Source organism: Methylocella sp. CPCC 101449 (genome assembly GCF_031921685.1).
Lineage (GTDB): Bacteria > Pseudomonadota > Alphaproteobacteria > Rhizobiales > Beijerinckiaceae > Terripilifer.
The window spans coordinates 678,045-698,823 of record NZ_JAPDHU010000003.1 but is presented as its reverse complement, the minus strand read 5'-3'; the positions used below and the strand labels follow the sequence as shown (position 1 = coordinate 698,823).

Here is a 20,779-nt window from a genome sequence, read left to right as displayed (position 1 = left end):
CGCCCCCGTTCAAGGTCGTGGGATTGGGCTTTGCAAATGAAAGGCCCGGGCAACGGCGTTTCGGGAGATCAATCCGAGAAACTGGGAGTTCGTGATCAGATAGCGTCTGAACAGCCGGCGCGGTTCTTGGGCGAGGCGATAAGCCCATTCAAGCCCCGCGCGTTGGATAAACGGGGGAGCGCGCTTTCGCCGTCCCGCAATCACGTCAAAGCTGCCGCCGACCCCGATGACGACCCGAGCACCAAAGTTCTTCCACTGCTCCTCGATAAAATATTCCTGTCGCGGCACACCCATCGCGACGAAGAGAAGATCGGCGCCGCTTTCCGCGATATCTTTCGCACGCGCTTCGGCCTGTTCAGGCCCGAAATACCCGTCGGCATAGCCGCAGACGCTCAGGCCGCGATGCCTGGCTTGAAGTACGTTGACAGCGACACGAACCGTATCGCGATCCGCGCCGAGAAAATAAACGCCGAAGCCCTCGGTTGCGGCGCGGGCGCAAAGTTGGTCGATGAGATCGATGCCGGCCACGCGCTCCGGCAGCGGCTGCCGCCAAAGGTGCGAGGCCCAGACCAGCGGTTGGCCATCGGCAACCGTCCATCGCGATGTATCGACGAAGCGTTGCAGCCGGGGATCCGACCGCATCATCATGAGGATCGCGACATTGACCGTGGACAGAATACCGCGCTCTCGCGCACGAATGGCGCGAACGAGCTCTTCCACGGTCTGATGAGCTGAGAGTCGATCGAACCGGCCATTCAGAATCTGGATGGATGGAGCGGCTTTGGTTGCGGCAGGAATGGCGATGTCTGATGGCATTGGAATCCCTCGACCGGTGATCTCCAAGCGAAACGAACGGTCGGCCACGCGCGAGCTGTCGGCGTGCGTGGCCGTCGTTCAAAGAGCTAATGGTCGAAGCGGCTGGTTTGTTCGCGCTGAGGCGACTGCTGCCGTGTGAGGGATGATCCGTTGATTGATTCCACGTCAGACAAAATGCGCAACCGGTTGCGCTTTTGAGCCGCGATGCCTCGCAGAAAGCGAAGAACCTGCGCCCATTGCTCGCATTAAACCTGTGCGGCGGTCGAGCCTCCACGCTATGGGAGCATTTGGCGAAGCAATGTCACTCAACGCGATGTTTCCCCGCGCTCAACCTCTTGCTGGAACGGCGCCGGCCCATAGGACGCAGGTCTTTTGGACTGCGGTTGTTGCCGGTCTCGAGGCCATCGTCATCGTCGCCTGCGCCTATGGTGCCTTTCTCGCATATTCGGCATCGGTCTATGGCGTCGTCTTCTTTCGAACCGACTATGCTTTGGCATCCATAGCTATGGGCGCCCTGTATGTTGGCCTATGCGTCGCCGATAATCAGTATGATCTCTTAGGCCAGGAATGGAATGAACATAGTCGTTCGCGGGGTGGTGCCACGATCGTTCTTTCGTTCGTCATTCTGCTGGCGATTGGATATGCGACTAACAGTCTCGACGGTTATTCGCGCGGCACGTTCTTCGCGCAACTGGTGGCTACATTGTTGGGTCAGATCGCCATCAGGGCGGTTCTCTGGCAGGTCATAGATCATGTTCGTCTGAATGCGCAGTGGCGTCGCGAAAGCATGGCCGTGCTGGTTATGCCGGGCGCACGGGACGTCGGAGATATTCGCGCGCGGCTGGCTATTCGGCAGGAACATGTCGTGCGTTGGATAGATTTTCCGTCGGTGTCCGACCGGATCAATGGGAGTGCCTCTTTGGAGGTACAACTTTCAGAGATCCGGTCCGAGTGCCGGGCTCTGCCTATTGATGCCGTGCTCGTTCTGTTTGGCGCGGACAATATGGATGTGGTGTCGCATACCGTGGAGGCGTTGTCGGAGCTGCCGGTGCGAATTCAGCTCTTGCCCGTCGAGCTGACAGATCTCATGCGACACAGCCGCGTGGGAAGCTACGGCCATCTCCGGGTGCTCGAATTGTTTTGCGGTCCTTGTTCGCTGCGCGACCGGTTCCTGAAACGCACCTTCGATATCGTCATTGCCACGTCGATGATCCTTGTTTTGTGGCCGCTGTTCGTCGTGGTTGCCATTCTGATCAAGCTCGACTCGAGAGGTCCGGTGCTGTTTCAGCAGGCGCGTCTTGGATTCAACAACGAGCCCATTCGGGTTCTGAAATTTCGCAGCATGACGACTTTCGATGATGCGCACGATGAATTTCGCCAAGCTGTGCGCAACGATCCGCGCGTGACCGGCATCGGGCGGGTGCTGCGCCAGACCAACATCGATGAATTGCCGCAGTTGCTGAATGTCCTGCGTGGCGAGATGTCGATCGTGGGGCCGCGGCCGCACGCGATCGCCCACAACCGTATGTTTGCCGATCATATCCGCAAGATGTTCCGGCGCCATAACGTCAAGCCGGGAATTACCGGCTGGGCTCAGGTCAATGGCCTGCGTGGCGAGACCGATACATTCGAGAAAATGCGGAAGCGGATCGAGCACGATCTCTACTATGTCGACAACTGGTCTTTCTTCTTCGATATCAAGATTTTGATCATGACGGTCATATCCAGGCGCGCGCATACAAACGCCTATTGAGGGAAAGCGCCGATGCGAGTTTGCTACTTCGTATCCGAATATCCGGCTAACTCCCATACCTTCATTCGGCGGGAGATCGCCGAGTTGGAACGGACCGGCGTATCGGTTCTGCGTGTTTCGCTGCGCAGCTGCGATCGCCAGCTCGCGGATCCCTATGACATGGGGGAAAAGGCACGCACCCGCTACATTCTTGAGGGTGGGATCGGCAAGTTTGTCGCCGCTCTTGCCAATGCGATGGTGCGAAACCCCGGTGCTTTGGTCAGAGCGATCATCTCGGCGATCACGTTGATGCGGCGTTCGAGCCGTCCGGCGCCACTCCATCTGGTTTATCTGGCGGAAGCGCTCGTCCTGGCGCGGTGGGTGAGGGAAGCGGGTGTCTGGCATATTCATGCGCATTTTGGAACGAATGGCGCGGAAGTCGCCATGCTATGCCATCTTCTGACGGGCATACCTTATAGCTTCACCGTGCATGGTCCAGACGAGTTCGATCGTCCCGAATATCTCGGCCTGCCAACCAAGGTGAAGCATGCGGCATTCGTTTGCGCCGTCAGCTCGTTCACGCGCAGCCAGCTTTGCCGCTGGATTCCGCCGGATCAGTGGACGAAGATCAAGGTGGTGCGTTGCGGGCTCGATGGCGAATTCCTGGACGCACCGCCTCCTCGCCATGTTCCGCGCTCCCAGCTCGTAACGGTCGGCCGGCTCAGCGAGCAGAAGGGGCAACTTGTTCTGCTCCGTGCTCTCGCCGTTCTGGCGTGCGAGGGTGTGCCTTTCAAATTGACTGTGATCGGTGATGGCCCGCTGCGGCACGAGTTGGAGCACAACATCCGCGTCCTGAGATTGGATCAGCACGTCGAGCTTGTCGGCTGGATGAGCAGCGCCCAGGTGCGCGCCGCGATATGTGAGGCGCGGGCACTGGTTCTGCCGAGTTTTGCTGAAGGATTGCCCGTTGTTTTGATGGAGGCTCTGGCGCTCGGCCGTCCGGTCATCACGACCTATATCGCAGGTATTCCCGAATTGGTCACCGATCAGGTCAGCGGTTGGCTCGTTCCAGCGGGAAGTGTCGATAAACTCGCTGACGCCATCAGGCAATGTCTGAATACGCCTGATGCCTTGATACAGATCATGGGCGTGTGGGGGCGCAAACGCGTTCTGGAGCAGCATGACATTGTCTGGGAATGCCGAAAGCTGGCTGCCTTGTTCAAAGCCGAATCGGTGACCCTCGATTGGCTCGAGCCGATCGGGAAGCATCGGTCTTACGAGGCCGGGGCATCCGGGGACCAAGAGGTGATGTCGGACCATGTCATTTCGCTGCGATCGAGAGACTTGGTCGGAGGCGGTGGATGATCGTTTCCGATGCGCAAAAAGCAAATCCGGAGAGCTGAGTGGTTGATGTCTCGGTCATCGTTCCTACTCACAACCGTCGGCGGATTTTGCCGCAGGCGGTCTTTTCAATCTTGGGCCAGCGGAACGTTTTGCTCGAACTCATCGTGGTCAACGATGGTTCGACCGATGAGACAGGTGCTTGGCTTGATCGGCTCGCCGTCACCGACCCCCGGGTCCGGGTCGTGCATCATGCCCAGCCCCGCTTTATCTCAGCCGCGCGGAATGCCGGCGTTGCCGTCGCCACCGGGCATTGGGTTGCCTTTTGCGACGATGACGATCTCTGGGCGCCCAACAAATTGGCTGTGCAGCTTGCCGCGTTACGTGCCGGTTCGGCGCGTTGGGGATGCACCGGCGTCGCGGTCGTGAATGAAGCCCTGGAGGTCGTCGGGCATCACCGTGTCAAAGGGGGAGATGTCCTGGAGGGGTTGCTGGAGAGCAACAGGATTCCCACCGGGTCGTCAGTGATTGCCGCGCTCGACCTCGTTCGGAAAGTGGAGGGCTTCGATCCGAAGCTGCGTGGTTCGGAGGATTGGGATCTGTGGATCAGGCTGGCCCAGCACTCGCCGCTGACCGCCGTGGACCGTCCGTTGATCGCGTACCGGCAGGGCAGGCAATCGTTGTCGATGCGGATCGATCCCATGCGGGCGGGCCGTCTGGCGATCGCCGAACGATATGCGACGCTGGCGACGGCTTATGGCGTCAAATCCGACGAAGCACAGCATGAGCGCTATCTCGCCAAGCAACTGCTGCGAGGGGGGCAGCGCTGGCCTGCCGCGTCCATTTTTGCCACGCTCGCGTTTAGGCATGGGCGTTGGCGGGAGCTGCCGCGGGCGGTTGGCGCGCTGATCGCACCGCATATGCTGGATCAAGTGGGCCAGGCGCGCGCAGCCGCAGCGGTGCCTGCGCCGTGGCGTCGCGAAGCCGAACTCTGGCTGCAGCCGATCCGAGACGCGGCCCAGCCTCGCGTCTCGCATTCTTGTCTAGAGGCCGGAATCACGGAGCAGGAAGCGTGACGCTCGGGTCTGGTTCAATCGGGATCGAACATCGCGCGACGCCTCGCGACAGCGCCGCGGAGGCTCGACAGACGGCGTCGGTTCGCGCCGTCAATTATAGGGCCATCTGGAGTTTGTTGCGCGCGGTTGTGTTCGGGATTCTTTTGGTCCGGGCATCATCCGATCCGATCTTCAATCTGCTGGGTGGAGAGTCCGCCGCGTCGATGGGGGTCGGCGCCATCTTCAATGTGCTGGCGATCGGGCTCGCAGTCCTATTCCTTGCGATGGAGCCCGTGCGGGCACCGTTTCCCGTCTTTGCTATTTGGGGGCCGTTCCTCTTGGTGGCTTTCGGTTCGACGCTCTATGCGCCGGATTTCATGGCCGCCGCGCGTCTCGCTTTCGTTCTGCTTTCCTATTGGGCGTTCTTTGCGATTCCATTCTTCATTCTGCGGTCTTCACTCGATGTCTCCCGATTTATCTTCGTGGTGATCGGATCGTCCATTCCGGTCACACTTTATGCGGTCGTGGATATTGCACGGGGATTGTCCGACCTGTCGGAGTTCCGGCTGCAAAGCACGTTCTCGCATCCCAACATCTATGCGTTCTATCTTGTTTTGCTGATGGGGCTCGGGCTCTATGTCTCGTCTTCGCGCATCGTTCGCGCGACACCGCGCCTTCGCATCCTCATTATGCTCTACATCCCGATTCTGGTGGTCCTATTGATGCTCACCAAGACGCGCAGCGCGTGGGGTGTGTGCGGGTTTATGTTTCTGGTCTATGCCTTCAAGATCGACCGCCGGTTCCTCGCCGGCTTTCTTCTGATTCCGGTTCTTTTGGTCGCCAATCCCAGCCTTATGGATAGATTGACCGATGTCACCACGGCAACGGAGGTCGACAGCTTCAGTCAACTCAATGAGAGCACGCGGCTCAACTCTTATGTGTGGCGGCAAGCCTTGTGGGAGTCCGCCATTCCGCAAGTGCTGGAGCGGCCGCTCTTGGGGCACGGCCTCGAGTCGTTCAAACCGTCGACACCGAGCTTTTTCCCATTAGTTGGCCTTCAAGGTATCGACGGTCATAATTTTTATCTGCAGACCAGTTTTGAGATGGGGCTTGCGGGCATTCTGGCGCTCGTCTGGTTGTTCGGCTGGGTGGCCTATCGCCTGATCAGAGGGTACCCGCGAGATCCGCCCGGCATCCTGGTTCTGCTGTGTATTTTGACGTCATATCTGCTCGAGTCCTATTCGGACAACATGCATTTCTATCTGTCCTTCAATTGGTACTTCTGGTTCATGATGGGCACGATCTATGCCTGGATACGCCAGGAGGAGATCCTACCGGACGCAACGACGAGCGCGGTGATGGATTAGCCGGTGGGCCGACATGTCTGCACCGATTTCGGGCGGTCCAGCAGGGGCAAGCGGACCCCGCTATTCACTGAATGAATTTCACGAGGGCGTTTGCTGCAGGAACGCGGGCGCAGCGCCCGACGTTTCTTCTGTAGATGCCACTGCAGCCGGGAAAAGATCGAGTGAAGGCGGGCTGGGCGCTCATGATTTGAGCTGACGGCGACGCAGTTTCGATGGCGGAGATATCTTTTGTCAACGAGCCTGCAAGCCAGATCCAGCGTTCGAAACGAATCCCAATCCTGATGGAAACCCATGCTGGACAAAAAGCTCCATCGACAGATCGTAGAGAGTCCGGATGGGTTCGATTATCGGATCAATGTGCGATCGCGGCCGTCGTTTGGGCTGGGAAGCCTGCGGAACCGCAAGTGGCTCCTCGCCGCCGGAATTCTGTTGGGGCTGGCGGGCGCGTCATTCTATGTCGGCTCCCGTTCTGCGACATACACCGCGTCCAGCCAGATTCTGGTCTTCATTAGGCAGATCCTGACAGGCCCTGATCTGGCGGTCCTGCCGGGCCGTGCCGATCTTCCGATGGTTCAGAACCAGATTGAGCTGATGCGATCGGGCAATGTGCTGGGGAAGGTAATCGAAGCTCTGCAATTGACCCATGATCCGGAATTCGTCGGCGCTCACCAATCGCTGGAACCGGCGAAAAGCGGCTCGCAGACCTCGTCCTCGTCAATCGAGGAGGACAGGTCCGCCTACGCAGCCACTTTGGACGCGATGACCCGTAAACTTGGCGTGCGCCAAGTTGGTACGAGCCATATGATCACTGTGAGCTTCAAGGCGTCCGATTCCGAAAAAGCGGCCCGCATTGTCAATAGCGTGATCCGCATCTATCTGCAGGAAAGCACGCGAGCCTCGGATGCGGCCTCGTCCAGGACGCCGACGTTACGCGAAATTTACCAGAACCTCGGCCCGAGCGCTCAAGTGGTTTCCCAGGCCGAGCCGCCGCTCAAAGCGGATGGCCCCCCGGCAGCATTGATTTTCGCGGTTGCCGCATTGCTCGGCTTGCTCGTCAGTGCGGCCGTCGCCCTCTTTCTCGATGCGGTCAATGACACAATTCGTAGTCGGCAACAGATGGAGCACGTCCTTGGATTGGAGTGCCTGGGCATCGTGCGCCGTTTCTCAAACATTGGCGTCCAGCGCGAAGATTTCACCGCGCGAAGACTGCTCGCGTTGAAGAGGCCGCCGCTGCAGCGAGCCGTTGCCATGTTGCAAGATGCCTCATCGCGTGGATTGCGAACGATCGGCCTGACGGCAACCCTGCCGGGTGAGGGGGCAACGACGCTCGCGATCGGCCTTGCGGAGATGGCAACGGTATCGGGAAGGCGCGTTCTGCTGATTGATGCCGTGCCGGAAAATCCTTCGGTGTCGCGCTGGATCGCGGACCTCCCGAGCCTGCCGCTGCTTCCGGGGAGCAAATCCGAGTACCCGGGGCTTGACCACATCGTCGAGGTTCAGGCCGGCCTGCATGTCTTGCCGCTTGCGGGGCGGTTCGGGGGCGGGAAGCCTCTCATCCCTCCCGACCTGCTGAACGGCATTCTGAATGCGATCGGAAACAACTACGACCTCGTGATCGTCGACATGCCTTCATTGGTGGAAAGCCCGCAGGTGCGTGCTGCGGCACAATCATTGGATGGATTTCTGCTCGTCGTGAAATGGGGGGCGACCAAATCCGAGCTGGTTCGGCAGGCCTTCAGGTCCGCCGGCCCGGCGCGCGCAAAATTTATCGGGGCGGTACTTAATGCAGCCGATGAAGAGGCGATGAAACGTTATGGATATGAGCTTTCTATCGAACCAAAAAGCGTAACTGCGTCCTGAGACTTATCGAATCCAGCATATGGTCTTGCGAAGGAGAGTGTCATGAAAGTCGTGCTGTTTTGCGGCGGTGCTGGAATGCGGCTGCGGGGCTATGTGGACGATGTTCCCAAGCCCATGGTGCAAATCGGCTCGCGCCCGATCCTCTGGCATTTGATGAAATATTACGCTCATTTCGGCCATAGGGACTTCATTCTCTGCCTTGGTCATAAAGGCTATGCCATCAAGGATTACTTTCTGAAATACGATGAATCGATCTCGAACGATTTCGTGTGGTCGCAGGGCGGCCGGAAGATCGATTTTGTCAATCGCGATAGTGACGACTGGACAATCACTTTCGTGGAAACCGGTTTGCATGCGACGATCGGCGAACGTCTGAAGGCCGTTGAGCCCTATCTCCGGGGCGAGGAATTCTTTCTTGCCAATTACGGCGACGGGCTCAGTGATCTTCATCTGCCGACAATGATCGAAGAGTTGCAGCAGAGCCATGCCGTTGGTTCTTTGCTTCTGGTGCAGCCGACGGCAAGTTTCGATATCGTCAAGACATCTCCCGCTGGCGAGATCATCGAGGTGGCCGCGCTAAGCCAATCCGACATCTGGATCAACGGTGGCTTCTTCGTCTTTCGAAATGAAATCTTCGATTATATAGACCATGGCGACGAACTGGTGCGGGAGCCGTTTGCGCGATTGATTCAACGTCGGGCCTTGTTGGCGCATAAGTGCTCCGGCTTCTGGCAATGCATGGACACGTTCAAAGACAAACAGCGCCTTGAAGAGCTTAACGACACCAATCCGCCCTGGAAAGTGTGGAAGAATTGCACTGCTGTTCCGCAGCGCGAGATGGTGAAGGTGGCGTGACCATGCTTCGCTTGAAACTGGATGGCGGCGGGAAGCATCCGTTGCAGATTCTATGCCTCGGCTGCCATTCCGATGACATCGAAATCGGGTGCGGCGGAACAGTTTTGCAACTGGCGACGGAATATCCAGAGGCGGTGTTTCACTGGGTTGTTTTCAGTGCCAGCGGCATTCGCGCCTCCGAAGCGACAAACGGGGCGAACCAATTCGTCGATCCTACGCGGATGAAGCGCATCATCGTGAAGGATTTTCAGGACGGCTACATGCCGTTTGTGGGCGCCGACATCAAGAATGTGTTCGAAGAGCTGAAGCGCGAAGTGTCGCCGGATATTATCTTCACACACAATCGCCTGGATTCCCATCAGGATCATCGGCTGATCGCCGAGTTGACGTGGAACACGTTTCGCAGCCACCTGATCCTGGAATATGAAATTCCCAAATATGACGGCGATCTCGGGCAACCCAGCGTTTTCAAGGCTCTTTCGGCGGATATCTGCGAGCGGAAAGTTGCTTTGATTGTTGATACCTTCAAATCGCAGGGTAACAAGCATTGGTTCGATCGCTCGACCTTCCTGGCGCTGATGCGATTGCGCGGCATGGAATGCAATGCGTCGAGCGGATACGCCGAGGCGTTCTACGCTCGCAAATTGGCTCTCTGAATCGAAAATTGAGATTGAGATGCAGGATCTGAAGAGTAGAGCCGTTCGCGCCGGCCTCATCAATGTTGGCTCACGCGGATTCAGTTTCGGCGTTCGAGTTGTGTCGCTCATGATCCTGGGGCGGCTGCTGACCCCGGAGGACTATGGTCTGGTCACCATGGTGACGGCATTTACCGGGGTCCTGAACATGTTTGGCTGCTTTGGCCTGTTTCAGGCCGCCATTCAACGTGATGTTTTGAGCGAAGCCGAGTCGTCATCGTTGTTCTGGCTGAATATGGCGTTCGGCCTCTTGCTGACGATAATCGCGATCGCAGCCTCTCCCTTGGTCGCCACATTCTATAATGAGCCGCGTCTGTTTGCGATCATGGACGTGATTGCCTTGACCTTCGTCATCACATCGGCGGGCATTCAACACGGCGTTCTGCTTCAACGCAGGCTGTCGTTCGGAACTTCGGCGAAAATCGAAATCAGTTCTTTGCTGATTGCGACGGCTGTATCGATCGCCATGGCTGTGCACGGCTATGGTTATTGGGCGATTGTCTCGATGACCATCACTCAGCCGCTGGCGACGACCATCGGCCTGTGGTTGTCGACGGGTTGGATTCCGGGGCGGCCACGGTTCGTCCCTGGACTTCGCTCCATGTTGCAGTTCGGCTGCGGGACGACGCTGACCGGCTTTCTGTCTTACATCACAGGTAATATCGACAAACTCCTGCTTGGCCGGGTCTGGGGAACGGAAGCAACGGGTCTCTACAGCCGCAGCTTCTATCTGGCCAACTTTCCGTGCGAAAATCTCAACTCGACGATCGGCGAGGTTGCCTTCGCCGCGCTGTCGCGGACCAGAGATGATCCAGATCGTTTCCGGCGCTTCTTCCTCAAGGGTTATTCACTGGTGGTGACCCTGACATTGCCGCTGGCGATGATATGCGGGCTCTTCGCCGACGATCTGATCGCGGTGGCGCTGGGTCCGCAATGGGGTGGCGCGGTTGGAATATTCAGGATTCTTGCACCAACGATCCTGGTGGTTGCCATTTCCAGCCCGCTGGGATGGCTGCTCAACGCGCTCGGTCTCGTCAGGCGGGGCGTCTATATTGGACTGTTCTCGGCGCCGCTGATGATTACCGGCGTGCTGATCGGGCTGCCTTATGGGCCGCGCGGCGTCGCGGTGGCGTATTCCACTGTGATGGTGCTCAAGGTGATTCCGGTTGTGCTTTGGGCGTTGCATGGCACAGGGCTTCGCGCCCGCGATATCGCCGGCGCGTTGGCCAGCCCGTTGGCTGCGAGCGTGATCGCTGCCGGTATCGCGTTCGGAATACATGCCCTGTATCCGTCGAGCCTGTCTCCGGTGCTGCGCCTGCTGCTGGATGTCGGCCTATTTGGCGGGGCCTATGTGATAGCCCTGCTTTTGATCGCGGGCGAGAAGGCGCTGTATCTCGATCTCTTCCGTGCAGCGAGAGCCGCTTCCTCCGCCTGAGGCGGTGCCGGTAAGCGTCGGATCCATCAACGAAAGCCACCACGCGAGACGGGCCGGGCGCTGGAACACGCTCTGTTGGCCGGCATTATTTACATACAAGGCGGAATTCTGGAGGGCATGGCATGCACTTCACTAAGACCGGGGTTCTGGGGGCTATGGTGATTGATCCTGCTCCGCATGCCGACACGCGAGGGCGCTTCATGCGCGCATGGTGCCTGCGGGAGTTCGCCGATCAAGGGATCGTCTTCAATCCGGTCCAGGCGAATATGGGATTCAGCACGAAGCGCGGCACGCTCAGGGGCATGCATTTTCAGGCGTCTCCGGCTAGCGAGGCAAAGCTTGTCCGCTGCACGCGCGGAACGATGTTCGAAGTCGTTCTGGATCTACGACCCGATTCACCGACTTATCGCGCGTGGCATGGCGTGGAGTTGAGCGGCGACAACGGGCGCATGCTCTATTTTCCCGAAGGCTGCGCGCATGGATACCAGACGCTCGAGGCGGATACCGAGATGCTCTACATGACCTCGGCTTTCTATGCTCCAGCGGCGGTCAGGGGCGCGCGCTTCGACGATCCGGCCTTTGGCATCGCATGGCCTTTGGCCGTGAGCGATATCTCCGAACAGGATCGAAACTGGCCACTCACAGGGCAGTGTCTCGATCCCATCGCGGCAAAGCAACCTTTGATGGCGTGAATGCCTCTGAAGGCGTGTTCGAGAAGAGGAACGCGAAATGGCGATCGACATGGTGCTGCGGAAGTATGAGGCGGAAGGCCGGCCGATCCGCGTCGGCATGGTGGGGGCCGGCGCCACCGGCCGTGCCATTGCTCTCCAGCTTGGCACGCCGGCGCCAGGCATACGGCTTGTCGGCATTGCCAACCGGACGCCCAGGAATGCGGAGCGGGCGTTTCGTGAGGCGAATATCCACGGCTGGGGCCGCGTCTCCTCGGCACGAGACGCTGAGCGGGCGATCGCCCGTGGCATGCCGGTCTTGACGGACGATCCTTCGGTTCTCACCAGTTGCGAGGCGGTTGACATCATCGTCGAAGTCACCGGCGAGGTTGAGGCCGGCGCGACGGTGGTTCTCGAGGCGATCGCTCATCGCAAACATGTGGTGATGGTCAATGCCGAACTCGATTCTTTGATCGGTCCGATCCTGAACGATTACGCGCGCCGGGCGGGCGTGGTGCTGACCAACACCGATGGTGACGAGCCCGGCGTTGCCATGACGCTCCTGCGTTATCTGCAGACGCTGGGGCTGCGGCCGGTCGCCGCCGGCAACATCAAGGGAATGGTCGATTATTATCGAAATCCGGATACCCAACGCGCTTTCGCTGAAAAGAACGACCAGGATGCCCGGAAGGTCACGTCGTTTGCGGATGCCACGAAGCTGTCGATGGAAACGACGGTGCTGGCCAATGCCACGGGCTTTCGTGCGGGGCGACGCGGCATGTACGGGCCGGCTTGCAAGGACGTGCGGGAAATCGCGGAGCGCCTGCCGGCTGCCGCCATGCTCGAAACGGGACTGGTGGATTATGCGTTGGGCGCGGCGCCCCATACCGGCGCTTTCGTCATCGTCCATGAAGAGGCGCCGCTGAAGAAGGCGCAGTTTGCCTATTACAAGCTCGGCGATGGCCCTTTCTACGTGTTTTATACGCCGTTCCACCTGCCTCATCTTCAGATCGCGTCGACCATCGGGCGCGCAGTTATCTATCACGATGCGACGGTGGCGCCGCTGGCCGGTCCGGTTTGCGAGGTCGTCACGGTGGCAAAACGCGATCTCAAGGCGGGCGAACGTCTCGACGGCATTGGTGGCTTCTGTGCCTATGGGCTGATCGAGAACACCGCGGAGGCACGTGCTGCCAATGCGTTGCCAATCGGCTTGTCCGAGAATTGCGTTCTGCGGTGCGACAAGAATAAGGACGATGTCATTTCATTCGATGACGTCACGCTGAAAACCGAAGGCCGGGCGCTTGCGTTCTGGCGGGAGCAGAAAATGCTGTGGCCGCTCAGTGGCGCGCAGGATCCACCGCGGCGCGTCATCGCCGAAACGATATTGTGACAAAGGGACCTGCTTCTTCCGGCACGGGACGAGATGAGCCATGCTGAATCCTTCCTTCTGGAAAAATCGCAAGGTATTCGTGACCGGCCACACCGGCTTCAAGGGCAGTTGGCTCTCGCTATGGCTGGAGGCTCTGGGAGCGGATGTAACAGGTTATGCCCTCGACCCGCCGTCCGAGCCGAGCCTCTTCGAGCAGGCGAGGGTGGGCGAATACGTGCGTTCGATTCGTGGTGACATTCGGGATTTCGCCCGTCTGAAGTCCGCGCTGGACGAATCCAATGCCGATGTCGTCATTCATATGGCGGCCCAGTCGGTAGTTCGTCATGGCTACGAGGAGCCAGTCAATACCTATGCGACGAATGTGATGGGGACCGCCCATCTGCTGGAGGCGGTGCGCCAGCTCGGCCGCCCCTGCGTCGTGCTCAATGTGACGAGTGACAAATGCTACGAAAATCGCGAATGGGTCTGGGGCTATCGCGAGAATGACCCGATGGGTGGTCACGATCCCTATTCGAACTCCAAGGGATGTGCGGAGCTGGTGACGGGTGCCTATCGTGATTCCTACTTTCCGCCAGATATGTTGTCTCGGCATGGTGTCGCTCTGGCGAGTGCGCGCGCGGGAAATGCCATCGGTGGCGGTGACTGGACGGCCAATCAACTGATCCCGGATGTGATCCGCGCCTTTCTGGGCGATCGCCCCTGCCGCATTCGTTCTCCCTCGGCGATAAGGCCGTGGCAGTTCGTTCTGATGCCGCTCCACGGCTACCTTCTGCTCTGTGAGAGGTTGGCGGAGGACGGCGCCCGTTTCGCGACGGGTTGGAATTTCGGCCCGATGGAGGAGGATGCGCGGCCGGTCTCGTGGATCGCCGATAAGCTCGTGACCTTGTGGGGCGAGGGCGCTTCATGGATGCACGATCGCGGAGCGCATCCCGCCGAAGCGCATGTACTCCGCCTCGATACATCCAAAGCGAAATCCGATCTCGATTGGCATCCGGTTCTGCAACTGGAGCAAAGCCTGGTCTGGATCGTCGAATGGTATCACGCGTTCCAAGCGCGAGGCGATCTTCAATCCATCACGCGCCGGCAGATCGAGCGCTATGAATATCTTCTGCAAGATCATTGCGGGAGAAATGCTGCGGGGTCACCCAGGAAAACAGCTGCAAAGGTACAACTGCTGCCGATGATCGATGGCTAGCTCCGCACTCGTGGCGAACAGCGCAAGGAATATGTGCTCATGTCGAACATCGTCATTATCGGTACGGGAATGGCCGGTTTCGGTGCAGCTTACCGACTTCGGAAGGAAGGCATCACGCCGACCATGTATGACAAGAATTCATACTACGGCGGCCATACCACGTCGTTTCGGCACGACTCCGGTTTTGTCTTTGACGTCGGCCCGCATATTTCCTTCACGAAGGACGAACGTATTCAGGAACTGTTCGCCGATTGCGTGGATCAACTCTACGAAACCGTGAACATCAATTTGAACAATTACTGGCGGGGGTATTGGCCTCAGCATCCCGTTCAGCTTCATCTGCACGGGTTGCCGGAAGACGTGGTTGTGAAGGTGATTGCCGATTTTGTGGAGGAGCGGCAAAAGCCCGAACAGCCCATCAGAAATTATGACGACTGGCTGGTGTCCAGTTTCGGTTCGACCTTTGCCGATCTCTTCCCCAAGCAATATACGCGCAAGTATCATCTCACGACGGCCGATAACATGAGCATCGACTGGCTGGGGCCGCGCATCTATCGTCCGAGTTTGGAAGAAGTGCTTCGGGGCGCAATTTCGAAAGCATCGCCCAATATTCATTACATTACGCATTTTCGCTATCCAAAGCAGGGCGGGTTCGTTTCCTATTTGCGGAAATTCCTATCTTTCGGAAACATCAAACTCAATCACCATGTGGTGTCCATCGATCCGAAAACCCGTCAGATCGAATTCTCGAACGGCATGCGCGCGAATTACGATGGGCTGATATCGTCGGTACCTCTGCCGGATCTTATTTCCGCGATCAAGAATGCGCCGCGCGATGTCGTGGAAGCTGCGCGGCTGCTTGCCTGCTCGTCTTGCGTTCTCGTCAATATCGGTCTGGATCGCGACACTCTTTCCGATGCGCATATGTCGTATTTCTACGATGAGGACATTTGCTTCACGCGGTTGAGCTTTCCGCACATGCTCTCCAGGAACAACGTTCCGAACGGCATGGGCAGTATTCAAGCAGAGGTCTATTTCTCCGACAAATACAAGCCTTTCACGGGGAAACCGGACGACCTGATTGGGCCGGTCATCGCCGATCTTCGCCGATGCGGTCTGCTGCGGGAGAACGACCGGATCGTATTCAGCTCGGCCATGTACCTGCCCTACGCCAATATCATCTTCGACCTGGATCGGGCGGCCGCGCTTGAGACGGTTCACGGCTATCTCGACGATATCGGGATCTTCTACTGCGGGCGCTATGGCGACTGGGGATATATGTGGACCGACGAAAGCTTCAAAAGCGGCGAGGCGGCAGCGGAAGCGGCGCTGTCGTGCTTGAGGACTTCTCTTGTTCATCAGCGAGCGCGTTTTGCATGAACGACCAAGTCAACATCGATGCCTTCTCTGCCGTGCCCGTCGATCGCTCGTGGTTTGGGCGCCAGAAAAGCTGTGCAACGCCCGTGGACATTGCGCAGCCTAAGCCGAACCGGATCGCCCTTCTGGCCCATTGCGGCACGGGCAATCTGGGCGACGAAGCCTCAATCGCTGCGGTGCTCGATAATATTACACAGAGATCGCCCGGCGTATCTATTATGGGTCTGTCGATGGATCCGGTGGATACGACACGCAGGCTTGGAATCCCTTGCTTCGCGATGCGCCAGAGGATTTTCCCATTTCAGCGCGAGTGGTCGTCGGCTCCGCGATTTCCCGATCGAGCAGGGTTTGCCGGCCGGTTGAAGGCGATCGTCAAGAAAACGGGGCCGTTGTTTCGTATCGCCAAAGTGCTGAGACAAGCGCTCATCGTGCGGCCGGTCCAAGTCGTCCGTGAAGTCGGCTTCCTCGCGCGAGCCCTGCTTTTGGTCTGTGAGCTCGATATGCTCATCATCTGCGGAGGCGGACAGCTTCTCGATTGGGGAGGGCCATGGGCATTTCCCTATACGCTATTCAAATGGATCGTTCTGGCGAAATGCGCGCACGTTAAATGCGTTTTCCTCAACAGCGGCGCCGGCCCATTGGATTCATCGCTGAGCCGCTGGTTCGTTAAGCGCATGCTCAACATGGCCGATTACGTGTCGCTGCGGGACGCGGCATCCGGCGAATTGCTTCGCAGGATCGGATTTCGCGGCAAAATGAAGGTCGTTGCCGACGCCGTTTGGGGATTTCACGTGCCGGATCGGCTGGTGAACAAGCCGACGGAGCGGCGGACGGAGCTGGTGGTCGGCGTTGCGCCGATGGCATACGGCGATTCCTCGCGACACTGGATTAGCGACGATCGGGCTTACAGGCATTTGATCGCCAGCATGGCAGAATTCTGCTGCTGGATGCTGACACGTGGATATCGGATCAAGCTTTTCAGCAGCGATATCTGGTTCGATTCTCAAGCGATCTTGGATCTCGATGCAGCTATTCGGCAGAATTGCCCCCTGTTGGCATCTGATCGCGTCATGCGTGAAGCGATTACAAATACCAGCGATATGTTCGCGGCTCTATCTGGCCTGGATTTCTACGTGACGTGTCGTTTCCATGGCGTGGTCTTTGCGTCGTTGCTGGGAGTGCCAACTCTCGCTTTAGCACCGCATCCCAAGGTTACGACTCTGATGAACGATTTGGGGTTGTCGGATTATTGTGTCGATATCTCTCGGTGCGATGCGGATGACTTAAAATTCAAAGCCGACCAATTGATTGCCAACATGGATGAAATCAAGGCGCGTATCTGCATGAACGCCGCGAAATTCCAATCGCAGCTCAATCTGCAGTTCGATGCCTTGTTCCTGCCCGACGCCGACACTCATAGCGGGCGAGCGACATATTCTCGGGAGGGCACGTGAAATGATTAAACCCAACGAACCTTTGGTTAGTGTTCTGACACCCGTATATAATGGCGGGGAATTCCTGCGCGAATGTGTCGAGAGCGTTTTATCGCAGAGCTATCAGAACTGGGAATATATTATCGTCAACAATGCCAGTACTGACGGGACGCTTGACATAGCTGAAGAATACAGTTTGCGCGACAGCCGTATCCGCATTGTCAGCAATGATTCAGTGCTGCCCATCATCGCCAATCACAATAGAGCTTTTGGTCTTATTTCCTCAGACAGTGCGTATTGCAAAGTGGTTTCGGCCGACGATTGGATCTACCCCGAATGTTTGGAGAAGATGGTTGGCCTTGCCCAATTCAATCCGTCTGTCGGTATGGTTGGTGCCTATCAGCTCAGCGGAGGCCGGGACGTATGGTACGTTCGAAACGTTGGCCTATCCTATTCGCAGGCCATTGTTCCGGGGCGTGATATCTGCCGCGCCCATCTGCTGGGGATGTCGCGCGTATTGGGAAATCCGACATCGCTTCTCTATCGCTCCGATCTGGTGCGCGCCACCAAGGACTTCTTTCCAAACTCAACCCATGAAGCAGATATCAGCGCATGCTTGAAGCATCTGCGGTATGCGGACTTTGGCTTCGTGCATCAGATTCTGTCGCACGAACGCATTCACCATCAAAGGGCAACGACGGTCTCCCTTGAAATCAATGCTTATGTTGCGGCGGAGATCGGTGACTGCCAGGCGTATGGCGATTGGTATCTGACCAAGCGGGAGCGCGAAGAGCGTCTCGGCGAGCTGTTGGATCAGTATTATGCGTACCTCTCCGCCAGCGCCTTCAAGTTCAAGGACAGACAGTTCTGGACTTATCATGCGGAGCGGTTGCGCGATCTGGGATATCAGTTTGATGGATGGAAGCTCTCCAGAGGCATTGCGGCGAAGGCGCTCGACCTGAGCCTAAATCCGAAGGAAACGGTGCAGATGCTCAATCGGCGTGTTCGATTGTACTACCTGCTCAAAGGCGGACGGACACCGCCGCGCGGGCGCTACTGCTGAGCTCGCTTGTTGGACTGCTCCTTGCATGCAGATTGAGGCTAAGAGCCGTATTAGACGAATTGAGGAGCAGCGTTGTCTTGGCGTTCTTATGGGAGCAGCGTGGCTATGAAGCGGGCAGTCGATGCAAATGATCAGTGCAAAGCATCGCCTAAATGGTTTCTTTGAAATGGAACCGCGCTGTTTGATCCGCGATGACAGATCACAAAAAAGGGAACTTAGTTTATTGAAGTGATCTCTAATTGTCTTGATGCAAGAAGGAGTTTTTGCTATATTATTAGTAAATTACGTGGATAACTCTGCTTCATTACGACATTTCTGTGATGATGATCTGCAGGTCCGGGAGAAAGGAATGGACCAAGTTTACTGTCGCTAAAAGTCTGTATCGATCACGTATATCTGCGGAATGATTGCTTTATGGAGGGATGAAGCAATCATCTCAAAAAGCAGCTTTGCATAAGCATCCGTCGTTGTTCGCCTTAAGACGAACGCAAGTCCTGGCATACCAAGCGTCTTAAAGAAGGACGTACCCGTATGGCGTAGGAGGGGAAGATGCGTGAGCACAAATCTATTGGAGTTATACTTATTGGGAAATGTTCTCTGATGAGAGAGGGGATTTCCCGAATTTTGCAGGCGCAGAATTTTCGGATTCTTGTCTCGGCCTCTTACGCCACGCAATTGGTTGAGAGGGTTCGAAATCAGGAATTGCTCTTTCTCATCGTCAATGCCGATGATGATTTCGATCTCGTTATCGCCGAAATCAAGCTTGTAAAGGATCGGCATCCGCAGGCTCGTGTCGCGGTTGTGGCTGATCATCTATGGGCGAACGAGCCAGCTTTAGCTTTTGAAGCCGGGGCCTCCGGTTATTTTGTGAACACCATTTCATGCGATGTCTTCATCAAGTCCATCGAGCTTGTGATACTCGGGGAGACTGTCTTTCCGCCGGTGTTCTTGGCGATGGCCGCACCCGCTGGAAAAGGCCGCGTGCCTAAAGAGAATTCCGCCGCTAACGAGAACGGGCAGGCAGTCTCACACATTCCGCAAGAGGACATGGGTACACCTTTGCTGTCGCCGCGGGAAATCGCGATCCTGCGTTGTTTGGTTGAGGGGGACTCGAACAAGTCTGTCGCTCGAAAGATCGGTATTGCCGAGGCCACCGTAAAGGTCCACGTGAAAGCTATTCTGCGCAAAATTCGAGTTCAGAATCGAACGCAGGCCGCGATCTGGGGCATGAACCATGAGTCCCTATTGCAACCGGCCAACAACAACTTTCTGCTTTTGCCGCAGAGTAAAGGGGCGTTGAAGCCAGCGGCAGACCTGCAGCAAGTGTGAGCAAAATTCATCGTTGCGCGAGCTTATGCGATCTGGAAGCGGCAATTCTTTCCGTTTTGCACGTATATGCATGACGATGGGCAGCTCCTCACCGGATGGTGACGGATGCCAGGACGCCGACATGAGGCAGCCCAGCGCGTTCCAGAATGCGCCGACAATCCCTAAAACGAGGTGTGAGAGGGCGGCGGCCTACCAGGCGATGTCTGCTCCTGACGCTGCGGTTTTCCCGTCTGGGTTCGATCTCGACCGTCGGGACCAGTGTTTGGTGCGGTTCTAGCCGTCTGTGAGATAGGGAATGCCAGCGGCGTTGAACTCGGCCGGTGACGGCACGCCCCAAAGATTGCGCACAAGGCTGGTTTGCAGGTCCCAGACGCGGGGCTCATAGAGTTCGTCGTTCTCGATCCGCGCCAGGCCGACAGAGGTTTCGACGGCGCAGCCGTTGGGATCGCGATAGTACGAGAAGATATTGTCGCCGGCGCCATGCCGGCCGAGCCCCCAGAGCAGGGTGCGCCCCTTGACTGTCAAGTTATCGGCGATGCCGGACAGGTCTTCGAGCGAATGGGCGTCAAACGCATAGTGATGCAGGTTGCCGCCGCGTCCGGCCGCGATGGTGTGATGAAATCCGTCCCAGGCGCGAAACCAGATCAATTCATCGTTACCGGTACGGTCCGAAATCTTCATGCCGAGCGCCTCGGTCAGGAAATCGCGGAAGCCTGGCATATCGGCCACGCGCACATTGACATGTTCAAGCCGCCTCGGGCGATTGGCGGTGCCGATATAGCGCGCTGCCTTATTGCGTGGCACCGGCGTATGAATTTCGAAGACCGGACCAAACGGCGTGACGAAGCGGAAGGCGCGGGCAATGCCGGGCAGCGACGAGCGATCGTCGAGAATGCGGAAGCCCGCCGCTTGCACGCGCCGCTGCGCTTCATCGACCGCAGCGGCATCCATGGCTTCAAGGCCGATCGCCATCACGCCCGGCTTGTCGCCGCGGCGATAGACGACTTCATATTGGCGTTCGTTGGAGGATAGATAGATCGCATCGGCATCGCGATGGGTGACGCGCAGGCCGACAATGTCCGAGAGATCGGTGGCGGAGTCTTGCAATTGGGTCGTGGCCATCAGGATGTGGCCCATTTGGCGGATCAGGTGCGCCATAGGATCTTGC

Annotated in this window: 17 protein-coding genes; 15 read left to right on the top strand and 2 right to left on the bottom strand. The window is 57.7% G+C overall.

All coding sequences use genetic code 11. The annotated features are described in order from the left end of the window. Window positions 1-9: 9 nt before the first annotated feature. Entirely contained in the window at window positions 10-816 is an 807-nt protein-coding gene (locus tag OIM99_RS23495; RefSeq protein WP_311852910.1) for a WecB/TagA/CpsF family glycosyltransferase, read from the bottom strand. 298 nt (window positions 817-1,114) lie between these two features. Between OIM99_RS23495 and OIM99_RS23490 the strand changes: the two genes are divergently transcribed. The 15 genes from OIM99_RS23490 to OIM99_RS23420 all read left to right on the top strand — a co-directional run bounded on the left by OIM99_RS23490 (window position 1,115) and on the right by OIM99_RS23420 (window position 19,611). Continuing rightward, window positions 1,115-2,569 (top strand): exopolysaccharide biosynthesis polyprenyl glycosylphosphotransferase, encoded by a 1,455-nt coding sequence (locus OIM99_RS23490; RefSeq protein WP_311852909.1) that lies wholly within the window; start codon window positions 1,115-1,117, stop codon window positions 2,567-2,569. 12 nt (window positions 2,570-2,581) lie between these two features. Next, window positions 2,582-3,913: a glycosyltransferase gene (locus OIM99_RS23485; protein ID WP_311852908.1), complete on the top strand. Its 1,332-nt coding sequence runs from the start codon at window positions 2,582-2,584 to the stop codon at window positions 3,911-3,913. Window positions 3,914-3,951: 38 nt separating this feature from the next. Then, window positions 3,952-4,965: a glycosyltransferase gene (locus OIM99_RS23480; protein WP_311852907.1), complete on the top strand. Its 1,014-nt coding sequence runs from the start codon at window positions 3,952-3,954 to the stop codon at window positions 4,963-4,965. Then, entirely contained in the window at window positions 4,962-6,311 is a 1,350-nt protein-coding gene (locus OIM99_RS23475) for an O-antigen ligase family protein (protein ID WP_311852906.1), read from the top strand. Before OIM99_RS23480 ends, OIM99_RS23475 begins: the two co-directional genes overlap by 4 nt. Before the next feature lie 291 nt (window positions 6,312-6,602). Continuing rightward, entirely contained in the window at window positions 6,603-8,171 is a 1,569-nt protein-coding gene (locus OIM99_RS23470; protein WP_311852905.1) for a Wzz/FepE/Etk N-terminal domain-containing protein, read from the top strand. 42 nt (window positions 8,172-8,213) lie between these two features. Then, complete coding sequence (locus OIM99_RS23465; RefSeq protein WP_311852904.1) at window positions 8,214-9,026, top strand: glucose-1-phosphate cytidylyltransferase; 813 nt, start codon at window positions 8,214-8,216, stop codon at window positions 9,024-9,026. 2 nt (window positions 9,027-9,028) lie between these two features. Then, complete coding sequence (locus OIM99_RS23460; protein WP_311853160.1) at window positions 9,029-9,682, top strand: PIG-L deacetylase family protein; 654 nt, start codon at window positions 9,029-9,031, stop codon at window positions 9,680-9,682. Window positions 9,683-9,701: 19 nt separating this feature from the next. Continuing rightward, window positions 9,702-11,156, top strand: a complete 1,455-nt coding sequence (locus tag OIM99_RS23455; protein WP_311852903.1) for a lipopolysaccharide biosynthesis protein — start codon at window positions 9,702-9,704, stop codon at window positions 11,154-11,156. Between the two features lie 122 nt (window positions 11,157-11,278). After that, a complete protein-coding gene (locus OIM99_RS23450) occupies window positions 11,279-11,848 on the top strand; it encodes a dTDP-4-dehydrorhamnose 3,5-epimerase family protein (RefSeq protein WP_311852902.1) in 570 nt (189 codons plus the stop codon). Window positions 11,849-11,885: 37 nt separating this feature from the next. Further along, a complete protein-coding gene (locus OIM99_RS23445) occupies window positions 11,886-13,214 on the top strand; it encodes an NAD(P)-dependent oxidoreductase (RefSeq protein WP_311852901.1) in 1,329 nt (442 codons plus the stop codon). A gap of 40 nt (window positions 13,215-13,254) precedes the next feature. Continuing rightward, on the top strand, window positions 13,255-14,409 hold the full coding sequence (gene rfbG / locus OIM99_RS23440) for a CDP-glucose 4,6-dehydratase (RefSeq protein WP_311852900.1): 1,155 nt from the start codon (window positions 13,255-13,257) through the stop codon (window positions 14,407-14,409). A gap of 39 nt (window positions 14,410-14,448) precedes the next feature. Then, complete coding sequence (locus OIM99_RS23435) at window positions 14,449-15,789, top strand: NAD(P)-binding protein (protein ID WP_311852899.1); 1,341 nt, start codon at window positions 14,449-14,451, stop codon at window positions 15,787-15,789. Beyond that, window positions 15,786-17,240: a polysaccharide pyruvyl transferase family protein gene (locus OIM99_RS23430; protein WP_311852898.1), complete on the top strand. Its 1,455-nt coding sequence runs from the start codon at window positions 15,786-15,788 to the stop codon at window positions 17,238-17,240. The genes OIM99_RS23435 and OIM99_RS23430 overlap by 4 nt, the downstream gene beginning before the upstream one ends. Before the next feature lies 1 nt (window position 17,241). Continuing rightward, on the top strand, window positions 17,242-18,282 hold the full coding sequence (locus tag OIM99_RS23425) for a glycosyltransferase family A protein (protein WP_311852897.1): 1,041 nt from the start codon (window positions 17,242-17,244) through the stop codon (window positions 18,280-18,282). A gap of 549 nt (window positions 18,283-18,831) precedes the next feature. Further along, complete coding sequence (locus OIM99_RS23420) at window positions 18,832-19,611, top strand: response regulator transcription factor (protein WP_311852896.1); 780 nt, start codon at window positions 18,832-18,834, stop codon at window positions 19,609-19,611. A 273-nt stretch (window positions 19,612-19,884) separates the two neighbouring features. On the opposite strand, the gene OIM99_RS23415 is transcribed toward OIM99_RS23420, so the two are convergent. Continuing rightward, a complete protein-coding gene (locus OIM99_RS23415) occupies window positions 19,885-20,769 on the bottom strand; it encodes a VOC family protein (RefSeq protein ID WP_311852895.1) in 885 nt (294 codons plus the stop codon). Window positions 20,770-20,779 lie beyond the last annotated feature (10 nt).

Bases quoted from the DNA above. Each gene is read 5' to 3' on its own strand.
- OIM99_RS23495 (WP_311852910.1), bottom strand. From the start codon at position 816: ATGCCATCAGACATCGCCATTCCTGCCGCAACCAAAGCCGCTCCATCC.
- OIM99_RS23490 (WP_311852909.1), top strand. From the start codon at position 1,115: ATGTCACTCAACGCGATGTTTCCCCGCGCTCAACCTCTTGCTGGAACG.
- OIM99_RS23485 (WP_311852908.1), top strand. From the start codon at position 2,582: ATGCGAGTTTGCTACTTCGTATCCGAATATCCGGCTAACTCCCATACC.
- OIM99_RS23470 (WP_311852905.1), top strand. From the start codon at position 6,603: ATGCTGGACAAAAAGCTCCATCGACAGATCGTAGAGAGTCCGGATGGG.
- OIM99_RS23465 (WP_311852904.1), top strand. From the start codon at position 8,214: ATGAAAGTCGTGCTGTTTTGCGGCGGTGCTGGAATGCGGCTGCGGGGC.
- OIM99_RS23460 (WP_311853160.1), top strand. From the start codon at position 9,029: ATGCTTCGCTTGAAACTGGATGGCGGCGGGAAGCATCCGTTGCAGATT.
- OIM99_RS23455 (WP_311852903.1), top strand. From the start codon at position 9,702: ATGCAGGATCTGAAGAGTAGAGCCGTTCGCGCCGGCCTCATCAATGTT.
- OIM99_RS23450 (WP_311852902.1), top strand. From the start codon at position 11,279: ATGCACTTCACTAAGACCGGGGTTCTGGGGGCTATGGTGATTGATCCT.
- OIM99_RS23445 (WP_311852901.1), top strand. From the start codon at position 11,886: ATGGCGATCGACATGGTGCTGCGGAAGTATGAGGCGGAAGGCCGGCCG.
- rfbG (WP_311852900.1), top strand. From the start codon at position 13,255: ATGCTGAATCCTTCCTTCTGGAAAAATCGCAAGGTATTCGTGACCGGC.
- OIM99_RS23435 (WP_311852899.1), top strand. From the start codon at position 14,449: ATGTCGAACATCGTCATTATCGGTACGGGAATGGCCGGTTTCGGTGCA.
- OIM99_RS23430 (WP_311852898.1), top strand. From the start codon at position 15,786: ATGAACGACCAAGTCAACATCGATGCCTTCTCTGCCGTGCCCGTCGAT.
- OIM99_RS23425 (WP_311852897.1), top strand. From the start codon at position 17,242: ATGATTAAACCCAACGAACCTTTGGTTAGTGTTCTGACACCCGTATAT.
- OIM99_RS23420 (WP_311852896.1), top strand. From the start codon at position 18,832: ATGCGTGAGCACAAATCTATTGGAGTTATACTTATTGGGAAATGTTCT.
- OIM99_RS23415 (WP_311852895.1), bottom strand. From the start codon at position 20,769: ATGGCGCACCTGATCCGCCAAATGGGCCACATCCTGATGGCCACGACC.